Raw genomic sequence first — 18,499 nt, forward strand, 5'->3', positions numbered from 1 at the left:
CACAGCCCGAAATACCGCCGGAAGGAGACTGACAGCGCGCCCATCATGGTCCCGCAACATCGAACAATGTCCTCGCCGGACGGACCGCTTCAAAATACGCGGTTTTTGCGGGTGTCCAGCTGGTGCGTCTGAAGACCCTGGGCTCCTGCCTTCGCAGGAGCACGGAGGGGGCGGACCGGCACCCGATCTTCGACGGCTACAAAAGGGGCGGCTCCGCGATCGCGGCGCCGCCCCTTAGACGGTTCGGCGAACCTCAGCGCGCAAGCAGCACGTCCAGCTTGCCCGGCGCAACGACCAGGTGCGCAACGCCCTCGGCCGGCAGCGCGACCGCGCGCACGCCAAGCGCCGCCAGCGCCGCCTGCTCCGTGCCGCCGTTCTCGGCCAGCTCCACCCGGATACGGTTGCCGTGCACGCTGACTGCGCAGACGTTCTCCGCGCCACCCAGCGCGGCGACCAGCGCCGGCGCCAGCCGCGCGTCGCCGGCCTCGGCGACTGCCGCCTCGGTGGGGGCAAGCGCGATCGGCATCGCCAGCGCGTCGCGGATCTCGACCGCGACTACGTCCGCAATCGGCCCCAGCACCACCTGTACCGCCTTGTCCGACGGCCGGATCACGCCCCGCGCGCCCAGCGCCTTCAGCGTAGGCTCGTCGACCTTCGCCTGATCGACGACGATCAGCCGCAGCCGCGTGGTGCAGGCGCCGACCTCGCGGAGATTAGCGGCACCGCCCAGCGCCTGCGCGAACGCCGCGCCCCGTCCGCCTGCCGCGACCGGCGCAATCGCCGTGGCGCCCGGCACCTCCGGCTCCCGGCCCGGTGTCTTCAGGTCGAACCGGCGGATGACGAAGCTGAAGATGCCATAGTACAGGGCGAAATAGACGAGCCCCACCGGGATCAGCATCAGCGGCCGGGTCGATTTGCCGTAGTTCAGCGCATAATCGAAGAACCCCGCCGAAAAGCCGAAGCCCAGCTTCACGCCCAGCACGTCCATCAGCGCCATCGACAGGCCGGTCAGCACCGCGTGCACCGCGTAGAGCACTGGTGCCAGGAACATGAAGCTGAACTCGATCGGCTCGGTCACGCCCGTCAGCATCGAGGTGAGCGCCAGGCTGAACAACATGCCGCCCACCGCCTTGCGCCGCTCGGGCAGCGCCGTGCGGTACATGGCGAGGCACGCTGCCGGCAGGCCGAACATCATGACCGGGAAGAAGCCAGCCATGAAGCTGCCCGCGGTGGGGTCGCCAGCAAAGAAGCGCCGCAGGTCGCCGTTCGCGCCCTCGAAGTCGCCCAGCACGAACCAGAAGACGTTGTTCAGGATGTGGTGCAGCCCGGTCACCAGCAGCAGCCGGTTGAAAAGGCCGAAGAGGAACAGGCCCACGCCGCCGGCATTGGCGATGCCGTGGCCCATCGTGTCGATGCCGCTGCTCAGCGCCTGGAAGCTCGTGCCGACGATCACCGCCAGCACCAGTCCCGCGACTCCGCTCACGATCGGCACGAACCGCCGCCCGCCGAAGAAGGCGAGATATTCCGGCAGCTTGATGCCCGAGAAGCGATTGTAGAAGATCCCGCCGACGAGGCCGGAGAGAATGCCGATCGGCACGTCGAGCCGCGCGATCGCCTTGGCCTTCCAGGCCGCGCTCGCGATCTCTGCGGTGGCCGCTTCCATGCCCTGGGTCACGTCGCCCGGCACGATCAGCAGCACCTTGGCCGCCTCGGTCGCCACCAGGAAGCAGACGATGCCGGCAAGGCACGCCGCGCCATTGCCGTCCCGGGCATAGCCGGTGGCCACGCCGATCGCGAACAGCAGGCCCAGATGCGAGAACAGCGCGTCGCCGGCCGCGCTCAGGAACGCGATGTCGAGCAGGTCGGGCTGGCCCAGGCGGAGCAGCAGCCCCGCCACCGGCAGCACCGCGATCGGCAGCATCAGCGCGCGGCCGAGCGGCTGCAGCGCTTCCAGGATCGACTTCATGCGCGGAACTCCCGGGCGAGGATGCGGACTTCGGCCGCCGATCCGCACTGGAGCGCGGCGGCGGCATGGGCGCGGCAGGCGTCCATGGAGAGGCTGGCGACCAGCGCCTTGATCTCGGGCACCAGTGCCGCGGTCGCGGACAGTTCGGTGACGCCCAACCCAATCAGGATCGGCACGGCGAGCAGGTCGGAGGCGAGGCCGCCGCATACGCCCGTCCAGCGATCGTGGCGTGCCGCGCCGCGGCAGGTCTCGGCGATCATGCGCAGCACGGCAGGATGTAGGCCGTCGATCGCGCCTGCGACCGCCGGGTTCCCGCGATCCATCGCCAGCGCGTATTGGGTGAGGTCGTTGGTGCCGACCGACAGGAAATCCGCCTCCCGCGCGAGCAGGTCGGCAGTGACGGCAGCGGCGGGCGTCTCAATCATCACACCAACGCTGACCGGGTCGCTGATACCCAGTTCGGCGCGCACCCGGTCGACGACCTCGCGCACCCGGCGCAGCTCGTCGATCGACGCGATCATCGGCACCATGATGCGGCACTGGCCGATCGGCTGCACCCGCAGGATCGCGCGGATCTGGTCTTCCAGCAACTGCGGATGGGCAAAGCCGACGCGGATGCCGCGCAGGCCGAGCGCGGGGTTCTCCTCCGCCGGGATCGGCAGATAGGGTGCAGGCTTGTCGCCGCCGATGTCGAGCAGCCGCACGATCAGCGAGCGGCCACCCAGCGCGTCGGCGATCGCCTGATATTCTGCCGTCTGCTCCGCCAGCGAGGGCGCGGTCTCGCGCTCCAGGAACAGGAATTCGGTCCTCAGCAGGCCGCAGCCCTCGGCACCGTTCGCGACCGCCACATCGGCATCCGCGCGCGAGCCAAGGTTGGCGAACACCTCGATGCGCTCACCGCCCGCCATGTGGCAGGGCGCGGCGGCGTTCGCCTGCGCCTCCATGCGCCGCGCGTGCCGCTCGGCGACGAGCGCGTGCGCCTTCGCCAGCGTGGCGGCGTCCGGCCCGATCTGGAGCGAGGCCGCATCGGCGTCCAGGATCAGCATCGATCCTTCCGTGATCTCGTGCAGCGCCGGCCCCATGGCGACCAGCGCAGGCAATCCCATGCTCGCTGCCAGGATGGCGACGTGGGACGTCGGCCCGCCCTTCTCGACGCAGAAGCCGACGACATTCGCGGGATCGAGCGCCATCAGCTGCGACGGCAGCAGGTCCTCGGCCAGCAGGATCGTGTCGGGCGGGAAGGCGATCGGCGCGTCCTCGACCCCCATCAGCAGCGACAGGATGCGCCGCTCCAGGTCGCGCATGTCGTCCGCGCGCTCCGCCAGATGTGCGTCGCCCGTGGCGCGCAGTGCTTCTGCCTGCGGCCGGATCGAGGTGCGCCATGCCTGGCCGGCGCTGGCGCCCGCCGCGATCGCAGCGGCTGCGGCCTCGCGGAGGCCCTCGTCCTCCAGCATGGCGCGGTGCGCGGCCAGGATAGACCGCCGCGCGCCGGAGGCGGTGGCCGTCTCGCCCTCCAGCCGCCGTCCGAGCGTGCGCAGCGCCTGGTCGAGCCGTGCCTGCTCCTCCTCGGCGCCGACGCCCGCGGGATCGATCTCGATCTCGGCGAGGTGGAGCGTGCGGGCGTGGCCGATCGCAAGGCCCGGCGAAGCCGTCACGCCCGCCAGCCTGCCGTCGCTGGAGATGACCGACGCCGGGGCAGGGGCCACTGCCGGCTGCGGCGGCGCCGCAGGTGCCTGCTGCGGGTCCGCAGCCTCGCCCATTCCGCTCGCGATCAGGGTCGCGATCGCGTCCACCGCCGCTTCCGCATCGGCGCCGTGCGCTTCGATCCGGATGAGGTCGCCCAGTCGTGCGCCGAGCGTCAGCAGCGCGACGGGGCTGCGCGCATTGGCGCTACGCTCGCCCTTGACCACCGAGAGTTCCGCGGAGAAGCGGACCGCCGTCTCGCGAATGCGGGCTGCCGGCCGTGCATGGATGCCATGCGCCAGCGGCAGCTGCAGTTCGCGCGCCACCACCTCGCCCTCAGAGGCAGCCGGCGTTTCTGCTGCGGAGGCTTGCTGCGGTACGAGCGCGAAGATCGGATCCCCGACCGCGACCGGCCCCTCTGTCTCCCCGAGCGGGGACACGGCGTATCGATCGCTGTCGAGCAGCAGCACCGGCGTGATCACCGATGGTGCCCCCTGGACCAGCAGGTCCAGGTCGAAGCGGATCAGCGGGTCGCCCCGGCGCACGCGGTCCCCGGCGGCGACCAGCGGTGTGAAGCCGCGGCCCTCGAGGGCGACCGTATCGACGCCGACATGGATCAGCACCTCGGCGCCTTCGGCCGCTGCGATCGTCACGGCATGGCCGGTCGGCTGCAAGGCGCGGATGGTCCCGTCGCAGGGAGCGTGCACCGTGTCGCCGGTGGGATCGATTCCCACGCCCGCGCCAAGCATGCCCTGCGCAAACACGGGGTCCGGTATTTCTGCCAGCGCACAGCGCCAGCCCTGCATCGGCGCGTGAAGGACGATGGAGCCCCCGGCCTGTTCGTCGATCATCTCGGTCGGCGTGGTCGTGCTCAGGGCGTCCTCCAAGGGGTCAGGCGATGGGTGCGCCGGCGATCCAGGTGCCTGCCGGCTGCAGGTCGTGGGTGAGGCAGACCCAGTCCGCGCGCAGCCCGGGCGCGAGCGCGCCGCGATCGTGCGAGAGGCCCAGGAATGCCGCAGGGGCGGTGGCAGACATGACTGCGGCTTCCTCTGGGGTCATCCCGACGCGGTTCACGACGTGGCGGAACGCCCCGGCCATGTCCAGCGCGGAGCCGGCCAGCGTCCCGTCCGCGCCCAGGCAGCAGCCGTTCTCGACGCGGATGGTCTGGCCGTGCAGCACGAAGCTGTCGACGTTCGCGCCGACGCACGACATCGCATCGGTCACCAGCAGGAAGCGGTCGCGCGGGTGCGCGCGCATGGCGATGCGCAGCGCCGCATCATGGACGTGGAAGCCGTCCGCGATGATGCCGCAATAGACGCTCTGATCGTCCAGCGCCGCACCCACGACGCCGGGCTCGCGGTGCTTGAGCGGTGACATCGCATTGTAGAGGTGGGTGACACCGGTCATGCCGGCGGCGAATGCGGCGGCGACCGTGTCGTGGTCGGCGTCGCTGTGGCCGACGCTCAGGATCACGCCCGCTGCGGCCAGGCGGCGGATGTCCTCGTGCGACACCATCTCTGGTGCCAGCGTCAGCAGCACCTTGCCAAGGCGGGGGCGGGTGAACAGCTCGATCAGCCCGTCGTCCAGCCGTCGGAACTTCTCCGGGTCGTGGATGCCCTTGCGGGCGGCGTTGATGATCGGGCCTTCGATGTGGACGCCCACGCACCCCGGCACGCCGGCCGCGATCGCTTCCTCGGTCGCGTCCAGGGCGCGGGCGATCGCCTCGGGCACGTCGCTGATCAGCGTCGGCAGGAAGCCCGTGGTGCCGAACGGCGCATGGCCGCGGCCGATCGCATCGATACCCTCGACGGTCGGCGCGTCGTTGAACAGCACACCGCCGCCGCCGTTCACCTGCACGTCGATGAAACCCGGCACGACCCAGCCGCCGGCCAGGTCGATCTCGCGCTCCGCCGCGGGCGCCTCGGAGTCGATCCCGACGATCCGGCCTGCTTCCAGGTTGAAGGTCGCGCCCTCCAGGGTGCCGGCTGCCGTCACGACATGGCCGTTGGCGAAGCGGATCGTGCTCATCGCGTTTCCGTAACCTTGCGCAGGTGCTGCGGGCGATCCGGGTCGAAGCCGCGGGCCACCGCCAGCGCGTTCGTCATCAGGTAAAAACTCTGCACCATCAGGATCGGCTCCACCGCGGGATGGCCTGCGATCGCGGGAAGCGTTGCCGCTTCCCCGGCCTGGGCATCGGCTAGGCAGACGCGCGCGTCCCGGCCGGCGAACTCGACCGCTGCCTCACGCACGCTGTCGCCCGCGGCATCCGAGGTGGCGAAGCCCAGCACCGGGAAGTCCTTGCCGACGATCGCCATGGGCCCGTGCCGCACCTCCGCGGCGCTGAACGCCTCGGCATGAAGGCCGCAGGTTTCCTTGAACTTAAGCGCCGCTTCCTGGGCGATGCCCAGGCTGTAGCCGCGGCCGATCACGAACAGATTGCGTGCATCCACCAGCGCGTCCTTGGCCGCACTCCAGTTGAGGTCGCGCGCCCGTTCCAAGCCGGCGGGCAGCGCCGCAAGCGCGTCGCCCAGCGCCGCATCCTGGCTCCAAGCCGCGACGATCGCGGCGAGCCCCGCGAGCGAGGCGATATAGGATTTGGTCGCCGCGACCGACGTCTCGGGTCCGGCCTTGAGGCCGATCAGCGTGTCGGCCAGGCCTGCAAGCGGGGAGCCTTCGTCGTTGACCAGCGCCACCACATGCGCGCCCGCCGCCTTCTGCGCCCGTACCGTCTCCAGCAGGTCGGGGCTGCGCCCGCTCTGCGAGGTGGCGATGCACAGGAAATCGCCCGGCGCGACCGGCGCGGTGAAGATGCTGGCCACTGATGGCGCTGCCGAGGATACGGGCACCCCGACCAGCGTCTCGATCAGATACTTGCCATAGGTGGCGGCGTGGTCGGACGATCCGCGCGCGCACGTCACCACCACCTTGGGCGGGTTCGCGCGCAAGGTCTCGCCCAGCACCGTCAATGTCGATGCATTGTCGGCCAGCAGGCGGCGGACCGCATCCGCGGCTTCGCGCGCTTCACTTGCCATCAGGGTGGCGCGCGCGTCCACCATCGTTGCCCCTTGTTCCATGCCGCGGACGATAAGTTACAGATTGGTACTGTTCAAGGTCCTATCGTAGCGGAGAGACAATCTCCTTGAGACGGCGCACCCGCTCCGGGTCGGTCCGCAGCCGTGGCCCCGTCTGGAACCCGAAACGACGCTCGAGCTCGCCGGCATCGTCGCCGGGGCTCCGGCAGGAGGCGTGGAGTTCCCGGACCCCGGTCGCCAGGATCGCCGGCGCGCACGCGGCATCGATCCCGCTGCCCGGCAGGATGCCGATGCGCCCGTCCGCCCGGCGATGAAGTTCGGCCAACATCGGCAACGCGTCGACGGCGCGCGGCTCCCCACCCGAGGTGAGGATCCGATCGAACCCGAGTTCCACCGCTGCTTCCAGGGCGGCGGGAAGGTCCGGGCACAGGTCGAAGGCGCGATGCAGCGTCAGCGAAAGCCGCTGGCCGCGTGCTTCGCCGGCCGCGCGTGCGTGCGCCGCCAGCTCGACGAGCAAGGGGATGTCGAGCCGCCGGTCCGGTGCGCTTGCGCCGATCACCACGCCCGCCAGGCCCGCCTGCGCGGCAAGGCTGATGTCCTCTGCAACCAGCGCCGCTTCCGCCGCGGTGTAGCAGAAGTCGCCGTCGCGCGGGCGGGCCAGCAGGTGTACCGGGATGGGTGCCTCCGCCGCCAGCCGGACCAGCGAGGCGGGCGGGGTCAGCCCCCCGACCGACAACGCCGCACACAGCTCGATGCGGTCGGCCCCGCCGGCGACGGCGGCGTCGATGCCCACGGGTTCGTCGATGCAGACTTCCAGCAAGCCCATCAGCGCTTCGCCGTGCTCATCGAGTAGGGCCGGGCGTTCGCCGCCTTGCCCCAGCTACGGTTCGGCGTCGCCTGCATCACGAAGCGGAGCTCGCCGCCGGCCATGATCTCGTCGTGGCGCAGATAGGTGCGCGGCAGCGGCTTACCGTTCAGCAGCACCTTGCCGACGTAGAGGTTGGCATCGCTCAGGCCCTCGGTGACGACGGTGAAGCGCTTGCCGTTGGGCAGGTTGAGCGCGGCCCGGTCCACGAACGGTCGCCCGATCACATATTCCAGGCTGCCGGGCGTGACGGGATAGAAGCCGAGCCCGGTGAACATCAGCCATGCCGACATCTGCCCCAGGTCGTCGTTGCCCGAAAGGCCGTCCGGCGTCGGCTTGTACTGGCTTTCGACGATCTGCTTCAGCCGCGCCTGCGTCCGCCACGGCTGACCGGCATGGGCGTAGAGATAGGCGACGTGGTGGCTCGGCTCGTTGCCGTGGATGTACTGGCCGATCAGCCCGGCGATGTCCTCGGCATGGCTGTAGTCGAGCTTGGAATTGTCATACTCGAACATCGCATCGAGCTTGGCGACGGTCTTGGCATCGCCGCCCAGCGCGCGGAACAGCGCCGCCTGGTCCTGCGGCACGAACCAGCTGTATTGCCAGGCGTTGCCCTCGGTGTAGTCGGACCCATAGTTGATCGCAGTCGGATCAAACGGCGTGCGGAACGCGCCGTCGCTCTTGCGCGCGCGGACGAAGCCGGTCTTCGGGTCGAAGCTGTTCCGCCAGTTGCCGGCGCGCGCATAGAAGCGCTTTGCCACGTCCGTGCGGCCCAGCTTCTCGGCCATGCGCGCGATGGTCCAGTCGTCGTACGCATATTCGACCGTCTTGGACGCCGCCTCCGGCTCCCGGTCGATCGCGACATAGCCCAGCTTCTGATAGTCGCCCAGGCCGCTATAGGGCGCATAGGTCGCGCTCGCGACCATCGCGTCCAGCGCCTCGTTCGCATCGAAGCCGCCGATACCCTTCATGTAGGCATCGGCGATCACCGGCACCGCGTGATAGCCGATCATCGTCCAGGTCTCGCGCCCGTGGAACTCCCACACCGGCAGGATGCCGTCGGGGCTCACCTTCTGGCTGGCGATCAGCGAGCGCACCATGTCGCTGTTCGCCTGCTCGGGCGCCACCAGGGTCAGAAGCGGATGTTCGGCGCGGAACGTGTCCCACAGCGAAAAGGTCGACCGGAAGGTGAAGCCCTCCGCCTTGTGCACCGCATTGTCCGGGCCCCGATAACGCCCGTCGACGTCACCCGCGACCGACGGGGCGATCAGCGTGTGATATAGTGCGGTATAGAGGTTGCGCCGCATCGGGGCAGGCGCGTCGATCTCGACTGCCGACAGCGCTTTCTCCCAGGCGCCGCGGGTCTGTGCGCGCACCGCATCGAACCCGCCGCTCTCGCTGTCGAGGTTGGCAATCGCACCCGCCTCGTCCACCGACGAGATCGCGACCTTCACCTCCAGCGGTGCATCCAGGTTGCCGAAGTCGAGCCGCCCGACCAGCGCCTGGCCGCTCCGCTCCGCCAGCGCGTCGCTGCCGCGGCCCGGTGCCTGGAAGCCCTTGTACTTCACGTCCTTCTCGGTGCTGACGAAGGCATGGCTCTTCACCGGTGCCGAGAAGCGCATCGCGAAATAAAGCTGCCGGCCGGCCGCCCAGCCGCGTGTCGTGCGCGAGCCCGTCACCGTACCATCCGGCCGCATCCGCAGCGACGACCACAGGATCTTGCCCGGATAATTGTAGAGCGAGCTGCGCAGGTCGAGCAGCAGGTGCGCCGCCTTGTCCTTGCCGAAGGTATAGCGATGGACGCCCACGCGCGTCCCCGCCGTCATCTCCGCGCGCACGCCCGGATCGGTCAGCGTCACCGCATAATAGCCGGGCTGCGCCACCTCGTCCGCGTGGCTGAATCGCGACCGATAGCCCGAGCCCGGCTGCTTGGGATCGCCCGGCTCCAGCGGCACCGCGTCGCCCGCGACCGGCATCACCAGGAAGTCGCCGAGGTCCGAATGGCCGGCGCCCGAGAAGTGCGTGTGCGAGAAGCCCTGGATCGTCGGATCGTCGTAGCGATAGCCCGCGGCATGGCCGTAGCACTCGCGGATCTCGCAACCCGTGTCGGTGTCCGGGCTCAGCTGCACCATCCCGAACGGCGCCACCGCGCCGGGGAAGGTGTGGCCTTCGCCGCCCGTGCCGATCCGGGGATCGACATCCTCATAGCCGTTGGCGAGCAGCATGGGCATTGCCAGCGCAAGCGCGGCAACGGAGGCGAAGCGGGTGCGGAGCCTGTTCATGACGCGAGTGTAACCAGCACGAAGCCGGACGGAAGAGCCCGCGACGAAGTTTCCGCAATTCGTTTGCCGAATTACTCGGCGCGCTGGCTCGCGTTCCAGTTCGGCGTCTGCTCTTGGCGCAGCTTCCGCACGAAGAAGTCGAACTGGCGCCGCTGGACATAGTCGATCGGTCCCGTCGACCGGCCGACGCTATGCTCCTCGTTCGGCACCACCAGCAGCTCGAAGTCCTTGCCCGCGCGGATCAGCGCGTCGGCGACCTGCATGGTCGAAGCTGGATCGACGTTGCTGTCCTGCTCGCCGACGATCATCAGCAGCTCGCCCTGGAGCTTGCCGGCATGATCCACACCGGAGGCAGCGGCATAGCTCTTGTCCACCGGCCAGCCGAGCCACTGTTCGTTCCAGCTGATCTTGTCCATGCGGTTGTCGTAGCAGCCGGCATAGGCGACGCCGGCCTTGTAGAAGTCGGGATGGAACAGCAGTGCGTTCAACGTGCTCTGGCCGCCCGCCGAGGCGCCGTAGATGCCGACGCGCCCGATGTCGTACGACGGATCCTTGGCCGCCAGCGCCTTGTGCCACGCGATGCGATCGGGAAAGCCGGAGTCCGCCAGGTTCTTCCAGGCGACGTCATGGAACGCCTTCGACCGGTTGGCGGTGCCCATGCCGTCGATCTGCACGACGATGAAACCCAGGTCCGCCTGCGCCTGCATGCCGATCACCTTGTCGCCGCCCGAATGATAGCCGAGCGGCCAGAACGCCTTGGGCACGAAGCTGTCGTGCGGGCCGGCGTAGATGTTCTCGATCACCGGATAGCGCTTGGCCGGGTCATAGTCGCGCGGGCGCACGACCAGCCCCCAGATGTCGGTCTTGCCGTCGCGGCCCTTGGCGACGAAGGGCTCGGGCGGGCGGAAGCCGGCGGCCGTGAGGCGGCTCACGTCGCCGCGCTCCAGCGTCGCGATCAGCCGCCCGTCGCGGGCGTCGTGCAGTTCGGAGACGTTGGGCAGGTCGACGCGCGAATAGGTGTCGACGTAGCGCGTCATGTCGGGGGAAAAGCGCACCTCGTGCGTCGCATCGGCAGTAGTCAGCGCCACCAGGTTGCGGCCGTCGAAGTCCACCCGGAAGTAGTGCTTGTAATACGGGTCCTTGCCCGGGTGCATGCCGCTCGCCGCGAACCAGATCTGCCGCTTGGCGTCGTCGACATGGACCACCTCGCGCACCACCCAGTCGCCGCGCGTGACCTGGTTCTTCACCCGACCGGTGCGGCCGTCGATGACATAGAGGTGGTTCCAGCCATCGCGTTCCGACGTCCACAGGATCTCGCGTCCGAGCCCGCCCACGTCATGGCTGAAGCGCCGATCCCAGTAGAAGAAGGTCTCGGTGTCTTCCGTCACCGCCGCATGGGCCGCGCCGGTCTCCGCATCGACCGAGATCACGCGTGCCTGCTGGTGGCCGCGGCGCAGATACTCGAACGCAAAGCTGCGGCCGTCCTTGCGCCATTCGACGTCGGAGAGCTGATAGGGGTTGGGGAACAGCGTGTCCGGCACCTCGATCCGCCGCCGCGCCGCGACGTCGAACAGCACCGGCCGCTCCTGGTCCACCGTGTCGCCGGGCTTGGGGTAGAGCTGCGTGCGCACCTGCGGCTGGAGCGAGTCCGGCGGCGCCGCCGCCACGCGCGTGACCTGCCGCTGGTATCCCGGCCGCACACGGTAGGCGACGAGCCGCCGCGAGTCCGGTGACCAGCGGATCGTCTCGGGATCGTAGAAGTCGCCCGGCGTCCCGTCCGTGCTGAGCGCGACCGCATTGCTGCCGTCGGCGCTCCGCACCACGACGTTATCGTCCACCACCAGTGCCTCATACTGCCCATCGGGCGAGCGCCGCGGGTGATTATCGGCCGGCACGCTCAGGTCGCGCACCACGCCGAAGCCGCGCGGCCGGCTGCGATCCTCCGCTTCATGCTTTCCGCAGCGGTAGGTGGCCAGGTCGCACTGCCACGGCTCATAGCCGATCGTGAAGCGGATCGTCGCGCCCTCGTCAAAGGTGAAGCTCTCGAACGGCAGCCGCAGCGGATCCATCTTGCTGCCCATCGCTTGCCCGAGCGTGGCGGCAAGCCGCACCGCATCGAACGACGGCGTCTTGGCAAGCGTCTGCGCGTCCACCGTCACGAAGGCGAAGCCGCCCTCCACCGTCTTCCGATAGGCGAAGCGGCGTCCGTCCTGGCTCCACGAGGCTTCGCCCGCCACGTCGCGCGTCAGCGTCATCCAGTCTTCGCGCAGGTCGATCGAGCGTTCGAACGCCGCACGATCGGGCGCCTCCGCCAGCGCCGGCACAGGCAGGGAGACGAGCGCAGCAAGGGCAGCGCCGGCGAGCAGCTTGGAAAGGGTCATGTCAGTTCCTGGTCGCTTCGGGCCGGATCTCGAAGGCGAAGCTGCGCGGCTCCAGCGGAATGCGGTATTTCACATGCGGCCGGCCATCGAGGTTCCAGCCGGTGTCGCCGCCGACGCCCGTCTGCACCGAGTCGATCAGTAGCGTGCCGTTGCCATGCACACGAATGTCCGAGCTGTGCGCCTCACCGACCGGCTTCATCTCCAGATCGGAATAGGGGAACGCCAGCGCGTTGACCGACAGCGGCTGCGCGCCCGTCACCCGCAGGCCGCCTGCCTTGCCCGACAGCGCCACCCAGCGCACGTCCTGCTTGGCGCCGGTTTCCTGCGGCCGGATATAGTCGTGATATTGTTCGGCGAGCGTGCCGGCGTGCACCGCGATCAGCCCGCCGGTCTTGCGGTCGGAATAGGTCTCCTGCGGCCCGCGCCCATACCATTGCACCTGGTCGAGCGCCGGCGGCGTCGCAAAGGCGAGGCCGATGCGCAGCGGATCGGGCAGGTCGTCGCGCAGCGGCACGAAGCGCGCCTCCACCCGCACCGCGCCGTCCCTGGCCATGCGATAGCGCGTCTCGAACCGCACCGCGCCCGCACCGATGTTGTAGCTGACTGCGATCGCGTCCCCCTCGATCCGGGCGGACGTCAGCGTCCGCTTCTCGGAGAACAGCTTCCACATCGCATGCGTCTTGGGAATGCCGGTGCCGATATCGTTGTCGGTCGGTGCCCGCCAGAAGTTCGGCGCACCACCCGTCAGCAGCTCGCGCCCGTTCGCCGCATAGCGCCCGAGCAAGCCAGTCTTTGCATCCACCTCCAGCACCGCACCGGCTGCAGCCAACTGCAGCGTGCCCCCGCGCGCCACCGGCTTCACGCCCGTACCCGCAAAGGCGGGCAGGGGGCTCGACGGACCCTCCAGCGCGAACTGCTCCCACGCCATCACCGTGCCTTCCGGCACCATCGGCACCGTGCCCGCGCCGGCATGGGCGCGCAGCACCACGCGATATTCGGCGTCCGCCTTGGTCCGCGGCGGCAGCCCGATCTCCATCGGCGTACGCGCCCCGGCCGGGGTCGCCCGCGCCGTCGCGTCACCGCGTGCCACGGCAACGCCGTTCTCCAGCAGTTCCCAGTCGAAGTGGAAGCCCTCCAGCCCGATGTGGTCGTGGCGGTTCACCAGCGTGAAGCGGCCGGCGCGTGCGTCCACCGCCTCGAATGCGATCGGGGCATAGACCTTCGCGACCTCATAATATTCCGGGTCCGGCGTCCGGTCCGCCTGGATCACGCCATCGCCGATCGTGCTGTCGTCGCCGATCGGGCTGGGGCCATAGTCGAACCCCTGCGCCCAATAGTCGCGCCCGTCCTTGTCCTTGCGCAGCATGGACTGGTCGACCCAGTCCCACAGGAAGCCGCCCTGCAGCTTCTTGTGGGCGCGGATTACGTCCCAATAGTCCTGCAGATTGCCCAGGCTGTTGCCCATCGCATGACCGTACTCGCACTGGATCATCGGCTGGGTGAATTCGGGCGAGGTCGCATAGTCGACCATCTTCTCGATGTCGTCGTACATCGGCGCATAGACGTCGACATAGCTGTTGGGGTCATGCCGCCAGATCAGCGTGCCCCAGCCGAGATAGTTGAGCAGCCGGCTCGGATCCCGCCGCTTGGCCCAGCGGCCCGCCGCCTCGAAGTTCGGCCCGATCCCGGCTTCGTTGCCGAGCGACCAGAAGACGACGGAAGGGTGGTTCTTGTCGCGCTCGATCATGCGCTGCACCCGGTCGAGGTGCGCAGCCGCCCATTCCGGCTTGAAGCCCAGCTGGTGCTTGGAGCGATCGGGGCTGGAATTGCCCATCGCCATGTAGGTGTGGCTCTCGATGTTGGCCTCGTCCATCACGTAGAGACCGTATTCGTCGGTGAGCGCATACCAGCGCGGATCGTTGGGATAGTGTGAGTTGCGCACCGCGTTCACGTTCGCGCGCTTCATCAACTCGATGTCCTTGCGCATGCTCTCTTCGGACAGCACGCGGAAGCTGTGGGGATCATGCTCGTGGCGGTTGACGCCGCGGATCATCACCCGCTTGCCGTTCACCCGTACCTCGTTGTCGACGATCTCGATGGTGCGGAAGCCGATGCGCTGCCGCGTTGCCTCGACCACCTCGCCCCTGGCGTCGAGCAGTTCCACCACCAGCGTGTAGAGGTCCGGCCGCTCGGCCGACCAGGTGCGGATACCGGACAGGGTGGCCTGCACCCGCGCGGTCCGGTTCGCGCCGGTCACGTCGACCTCCCGCGTCAGCAGCGCCGTCTCGCCGTCCAGCACCGTCGCCCGCACCCGCGTCGGCGCCTTCTTGCCCGCAACCTCCACGGACAAGTCGAGCGATCCGTCGCGATAGTTGTTGGTGAGCCCTGCGCGGGCTTCAAAGTCCCGGATGCGGGTCTTGGGCGCCGCGTACAGCGTGACGCTCCGCTCGATGCCGCTCAGCCGCCAGAAATCCTGGTCTTCCAGATAGCTGCCATCGGCATAGCGATAGAGTTCGATCGCGACGACGTTGCGTCCCTGCCGCAGGTGCGGCGTTACGTTGAACTCGGACGGCAGCTTGGAGTCCTCGCTGTAGCCGACCCGCTCGCCGTTGACCCACACGTAATAGGCCGCACCCGCCGCCCCGATCGTCAGGAACACGTCGCGGTCCCCCCAGTCGGCGCCGACCTCGAACTCGCGGCGATAGGAGCCGACCTCGTTCATGTCGTGGCGTACCCACGGCTGGTTCGCCCCGAACGGATAGCCAGCCCCGCTGAACAGCGGCTGGCCATAACCCAGCGCCTGCAGGATGCCGGGCACCTTCACCGTCTTCCACCCAGACACGTCATAGTCGGGGCGGTAGAAATCCTTGGGCCGCGCCTCGGGATTGGGCGAAAAGGCGAACTGCCACTCGCCGTCGAGCGACCGGTGATAGCGCGAGTGCTCGGGCCTGTCGGCGAGCGCTTCTGCCCGCGAGGAGTAGCCGCGGAAGGTCGCGTGCGCCGCTTCCTTGCCGATCTGGAAGACCCCGGGCTGTTCCCATTCCGGCGGCCCTTCGGCAGCGGCGGGGCCAGCGTGTGCGGGAACAGCCGCCAGGCCGGCCACCGCCAGCGTTACAAGAAGCGCGGTGCGGCGGCGGGCTGGGGTCACGGTCGTTCCTTTGCGATGCACGTCATGCGCGCAGAGGCGATCCGCTGCGGACCGCCTCTGCCGTTTGCTGGTGCGGCAGGCTCTCTATCGAAGATCCTGCCGCATGCGTCTTAGAAGTTGGCGCTGATCCCCATGAACAGCGTCCGGCCGGCGACATCATACACCCCCGGATAGGTGTTGCCGTTGCCGAACGAGTACAGGTTGCCCTGCGCCAGCGCGGGCGGATCCTTGTCGAGCAGGTTGTTGATGCCGGCGCGGAAGACCACGCCTTCCTGCACCTTCACCGTGCCGGCCAGGTCGAAGTAGCTGTACGCCTTGATGCGGCGGTTCAGCTCCGAATAACCGCCGCTCGTCAGGAACGGATCGTCGGTGTTGGTGCTGAGCTTGGTGGAGCCGACGTAGCGCCAGTTGAGCGACAGGGTGCCGATCTTCTCGGCATCGGTCCACGTCAGGCGGGCCTGGTGGCGCCATTCCGGGGAAGGCTGGCCGCAGGTCGGCCCGAACAGGCCCTTGCAGTCATAGGAGCCGAGGCCTGGGAGCGGCTCGTTGACCAGCTCGTTCAGCCAGGTACCGGTGAGGTCCAGGTTGAACGTACCGGCGCTCTCGGTCGGGACGCTGTAGCTGCCCACCACGTCGATGCCGGAGGTCTTGAGCGACCCCGTGTTGAGGTTCGTGGAGACGACATAGCCCTCGCGGCCGAACAGGACGCCGGTGCGCGGATCGCGATGGAAAAGGCCGCAGAAATACGGGTCCCCGGTCGAGAAGCACTGGCTGATCGCGAGCGAGGTCGGGACCGAACTGATGTAGTCCTTCACCTTGATGTTGAAATAGTCCACCGACAGCGAGAAGCGCGGCAGGAAGCGCGGCGTCAGCACCGTACCGACCGTGAAGGTGTCGCCCTTTTCCGGCTTCAGGTTCGGGTTGCCGCCGCCCAGCGCGCTGCACGTCTCGGACGGGCACTCCAGGATCTTGCCGTACTGCTCCGGCGTCACGCCGCTGGCGAGGCACTGCTCCAGCGTCGCGTCGGGCTTCGTGCCCGAGCAGGGATCCTGCGCGGAGACGTTGCCGACCTGCTGGCCCGCGTAGAGTTCGCTGATGTTCGGCGCCCGGATCGCGCGGTTGTAGCTGCCGCGGAAGCGAATGTCGGAGACCGGCGCATATTCGACCTCGAACTTGTAGGTCGAGATCTTCTTGGACTGGCTGCTATAGTCCGAAAGGCGATAGCCCGCGTTGACCGTGAGCGACTTGGCGAAGGGCAGGTCCTGCAGGACCGGCACTTCGATTTCGCCATAGATCTCGCTGACGTTGAACTTGCCCTGCGACTCCGTGGTCCCCTTGGACTGGGCGACCTCGTCGGCCTCGAACTTCAGGGTCTCGCGGCGATGCTCGACGCCGATCACCACGCCGATGCCCTGGCTCGCCCAGGGGCTGGTGATGCCATAGCTGGTCAGGTCGGCGCTGACGTTGCCGCTGTAGACCTGCTCGGTGTCCAGTCCGCGGGTGTAGGTCGGGACATAGATATAGTCGAACGCCTCCTGCGAGATCGCGCCATAGCCGAACACGTCCAGCGGCACGCAGTTCGGGTCCGTCCCGTCGATGACCGAGGTGCAGGTGGGGGTGCCGTTGACGTCCACCACCTGCAGCCCGCGGTTCGCACGGCGGGCGTCGATGTCGTTCTGGTAGTTCTCCCGGAACAGCACACGGGAATAGAGCGCGTTCACGTCATAGCGGATGCCCTCGGCGATCTGCCCGCGCACGCCGCCGGTGATGCGATAGTCGGTGTGGCGCAGGTCGTCGCGACGCGGACGCGCGAGGCCGGCGACCGGGCGATAGCCGATGAAGAGGTCCTGCGTCTCGGCCGTGCCATAGGCCGAACCGCACAGGATCTGCCCCTGCTGCGCACTCATCAGCGGGTTGTCGCAGTTGATGGTGTAGGTATCACCCTGCCACAGCGCGGAGGGCGCCACCTGCGAATAGCTGCGGTCGTCCATGAACATGCCGCTGGCGTAGATTTCGGCCGCCGGGCTGATCTCGAAATGCGCGAAACCGCCGGCGGTGTAGCGCTCGTCCGAGCGCTGGAAGTAGTTCAGCGGCGCGGTGTTGTAGCGATAGGCTGGGCCATAGGTGTCCCAGGTCTTCCGGCCGTCCTTGGTGTTGACATAGGTGGTGCCGAAGCCCGGGCCCGACAGCGGGTTGAACAGGCCGTACTGGTTGTTCGACGATCCGCCGCACACCAGACCGGTGGAGTCCGCGTTCGGATCGAACGCGCAGGCGGAGACGTCGCGGTCGGACTGCAGGATCGGCTTCACATTCCGATAGCCGAAGTAGGCGGTGATGTTGCCGCGACCGTCGGCAAAGTCCTTGCCCGCCGCCAGGTTCACGTCCAGGCGCTGGCCGTCCAGCACGTTGCGGTTCGCGCGGTCGTAGCCGGCGTCCTGCACGATCTGGCGAGCGGCATCATTGTTGTTGTCGTGGAAGGCGAAGCCATATTGCACGTCGGCGCGGACGCCGTTCAGGTCCCGCTTGAGGATGAAGTTGACCACGCCCGAGATCGCGTCGGAGCCATAGACGGCCGAAGCGCCGCCCGTGACCACGTCGACGCGCTCGACCAGCAGCGAGGGGATGAGGTTGAGGTCGGTCGCCTGCACCGGCAGCAGACGCTGGCCGTCGACCAGCACCAGGTTACGGTTGCTGCCGAGGTTGCGGAGGTTGACGCGCGCCGTGCCGTCCGAGCCGTTGGAGACGTTCTCGTTCGCGTCGGCAGTCACCTGGGGCAGGCGGTTCAGGACGTTCTCGACATTGGTCGCGCCCTGAAGCCGGATCTCCTGCGCCCCCACCACGGTGAGCGGGCTGTTGCTGGTGAGGTCAGGGCGCTGGATGCGCGTTCCGGTGACGGTGATGGAGCCGCTTTCCGACTCGGCGGTCGAGGGAGGGGCTACGTCCTCGATCGTCGGTCCGGTGCTTTGTGCCGCTGCCTGGCCGCCGGCGGTAAGTGCGGCCGCAACGGCGATCGTCGACGCATATCGCCGGAAATCGCGGTGGCGCATCGTGTTTCTCCCCTTTGAAAAATCCCTCGGCCGGAGAGAACACTAATCGAATACGAAATGTCAAATACGTTATACGATTCTGACATTCCTCTGCA

Annotated in this window: 9 protein-coding genes; all 9 read right to left on the reverse strand. The window is 68.4% G+C overall.

Annotated elements, in window-relative coordinates; genetic code table 11:
- Positions 1-253 precede the first annotated feature (253 nt).
- Complete coding sequence (nagE, locus tag MHZ35_RS10555) at positions 254-1,966, reverse strand: N-acetylglucosamine-specific PTS transporter subunit IIBC (protein ID WP_239435558.1); 1,713 nt, start codon at positions 1,964-1,966, stop codon at positions 254-256.
- Positions 1,963-4,500 (reverse strand): phosphoenolpyruvate--protein phosphotransferase, encoded by a 2,538-nt coding sequence (ptsP, locus tag MHZ35_RS10560; RefSeq protein WP_239435559.1) that lies wholly within the window; start codon positions 4,498-4,500, stop codon positions 1,963-1,965. The genes nagE and ptsP overlap by 4 nt, the downstream gene beginning before the upstream one ends.
- A 40-nt stretch (positions 4,501-4,540) precedes the next feature.
- The gene (nagA, locus tag MHZ35_RS10565; RefSeq protein WP_239435560.1) at positions 4,541-5,677 is read right to left on the reverse strand and encodes an N-acetylglucosamine-6-phosphate deacetylase; all 1,137 of its coding nucleotides are present in this window, start codon (positions 5,675-5,677) and stop codon (positions 4,541-4,543) included.
- Positions 5,674-6,723: an SIS domain-containing protein gene (locus tag MHZ35_RS10570; protein ID WP_239435561.1), complete on the reverse strand. Its 1,050-nt coding sequence runs from the start codon at positions 6,721-6,723 to the stop codon at positions 5,674-5,676. Before MHZ35_RS10570 ends, nagA begins: the two co-directional genes overlap by 4 nt.
- Before the next feature lie 40 nt (positions 6,724-6,763).
- The gene (locus MHZ35_RS10575) at positions 6,764-7,507 is read right to left on the reverse strand and encodes a copper homeostasis protein CutC (RefSeq protein ID WP_239435562.1); all 744 of its coding nucleotides are present in this window, start codon (positions 7,505-7,507) and stop codon (positions 6,764-6,766) included.
- The gene (locus tag MHZ35_RS10580) at positions 7,507-9,828 is read right to left on the reverse strand and encodes a GH92 family glycosyl hydrolase (RefSeq protein WP_239435563.1); all 2,322 of its coding nucleotides are present in this window, start codon (positions 9,826-9,828) and stop codon (positions 7,507-7,509) included. Before MHZ35_RS10580 ends, MHZ35_RS10575 begins: the two co-directional genes overlap by 1 nt.
- Before the next feature lie 71 nt (positions 9,829-9,899).
- On the reverse strand, positions 9,900-12,209 hold the full coding sequence (locus tag MHZ35_RS10585) for a S9 family peptidase (protein ID WP_239435564.1): 2,310 nt from the start codon (positions 12,207-12,209) through the stop codon (positions 9,900-9,902).
- A gap of 1 nt (position 12,210) precedes the next feature.
- The gene (locus MHZ35_RS10590; protein ID WP_239435565.1) at positions 12,211-15,357 is read right to left on the reverse strand and encodes a glycoside hydrolase family 2 TIM barrel-domain containing protein; all 3,147 of its coding nucleotides are present in this window, start codon (positions 15,355-15,357) and stop codon (positions 12,211-12,213) included.
- A 110-nt stretch (positions 15,358-15,467) separates the two neighbouring features.
- A complete protein-coding gene (locus MHZ35_RS10595; RefSeq protein ID WP_239435566.1) occupies positions 15,468-18,404 on the reverse strand; it encodes a TonB-dependent receptor domain-containing protein in 2,937 nt (978 codons plus the stop codon).
- Between the last annotated feature and the right edge of the window lie 95 nt (positions 18,405-18,499).

The sequence above is a fragment of the Sphingomonas sp. ACRSK genome (assembly GCF_022346685.1).
GTDB lineage: Bacteria > Pseudomonadota > Alphaproteobacteria > Sphingomonadales > Sphingomonadaceae > Sphingomonas > Sphingomonas molluscorum.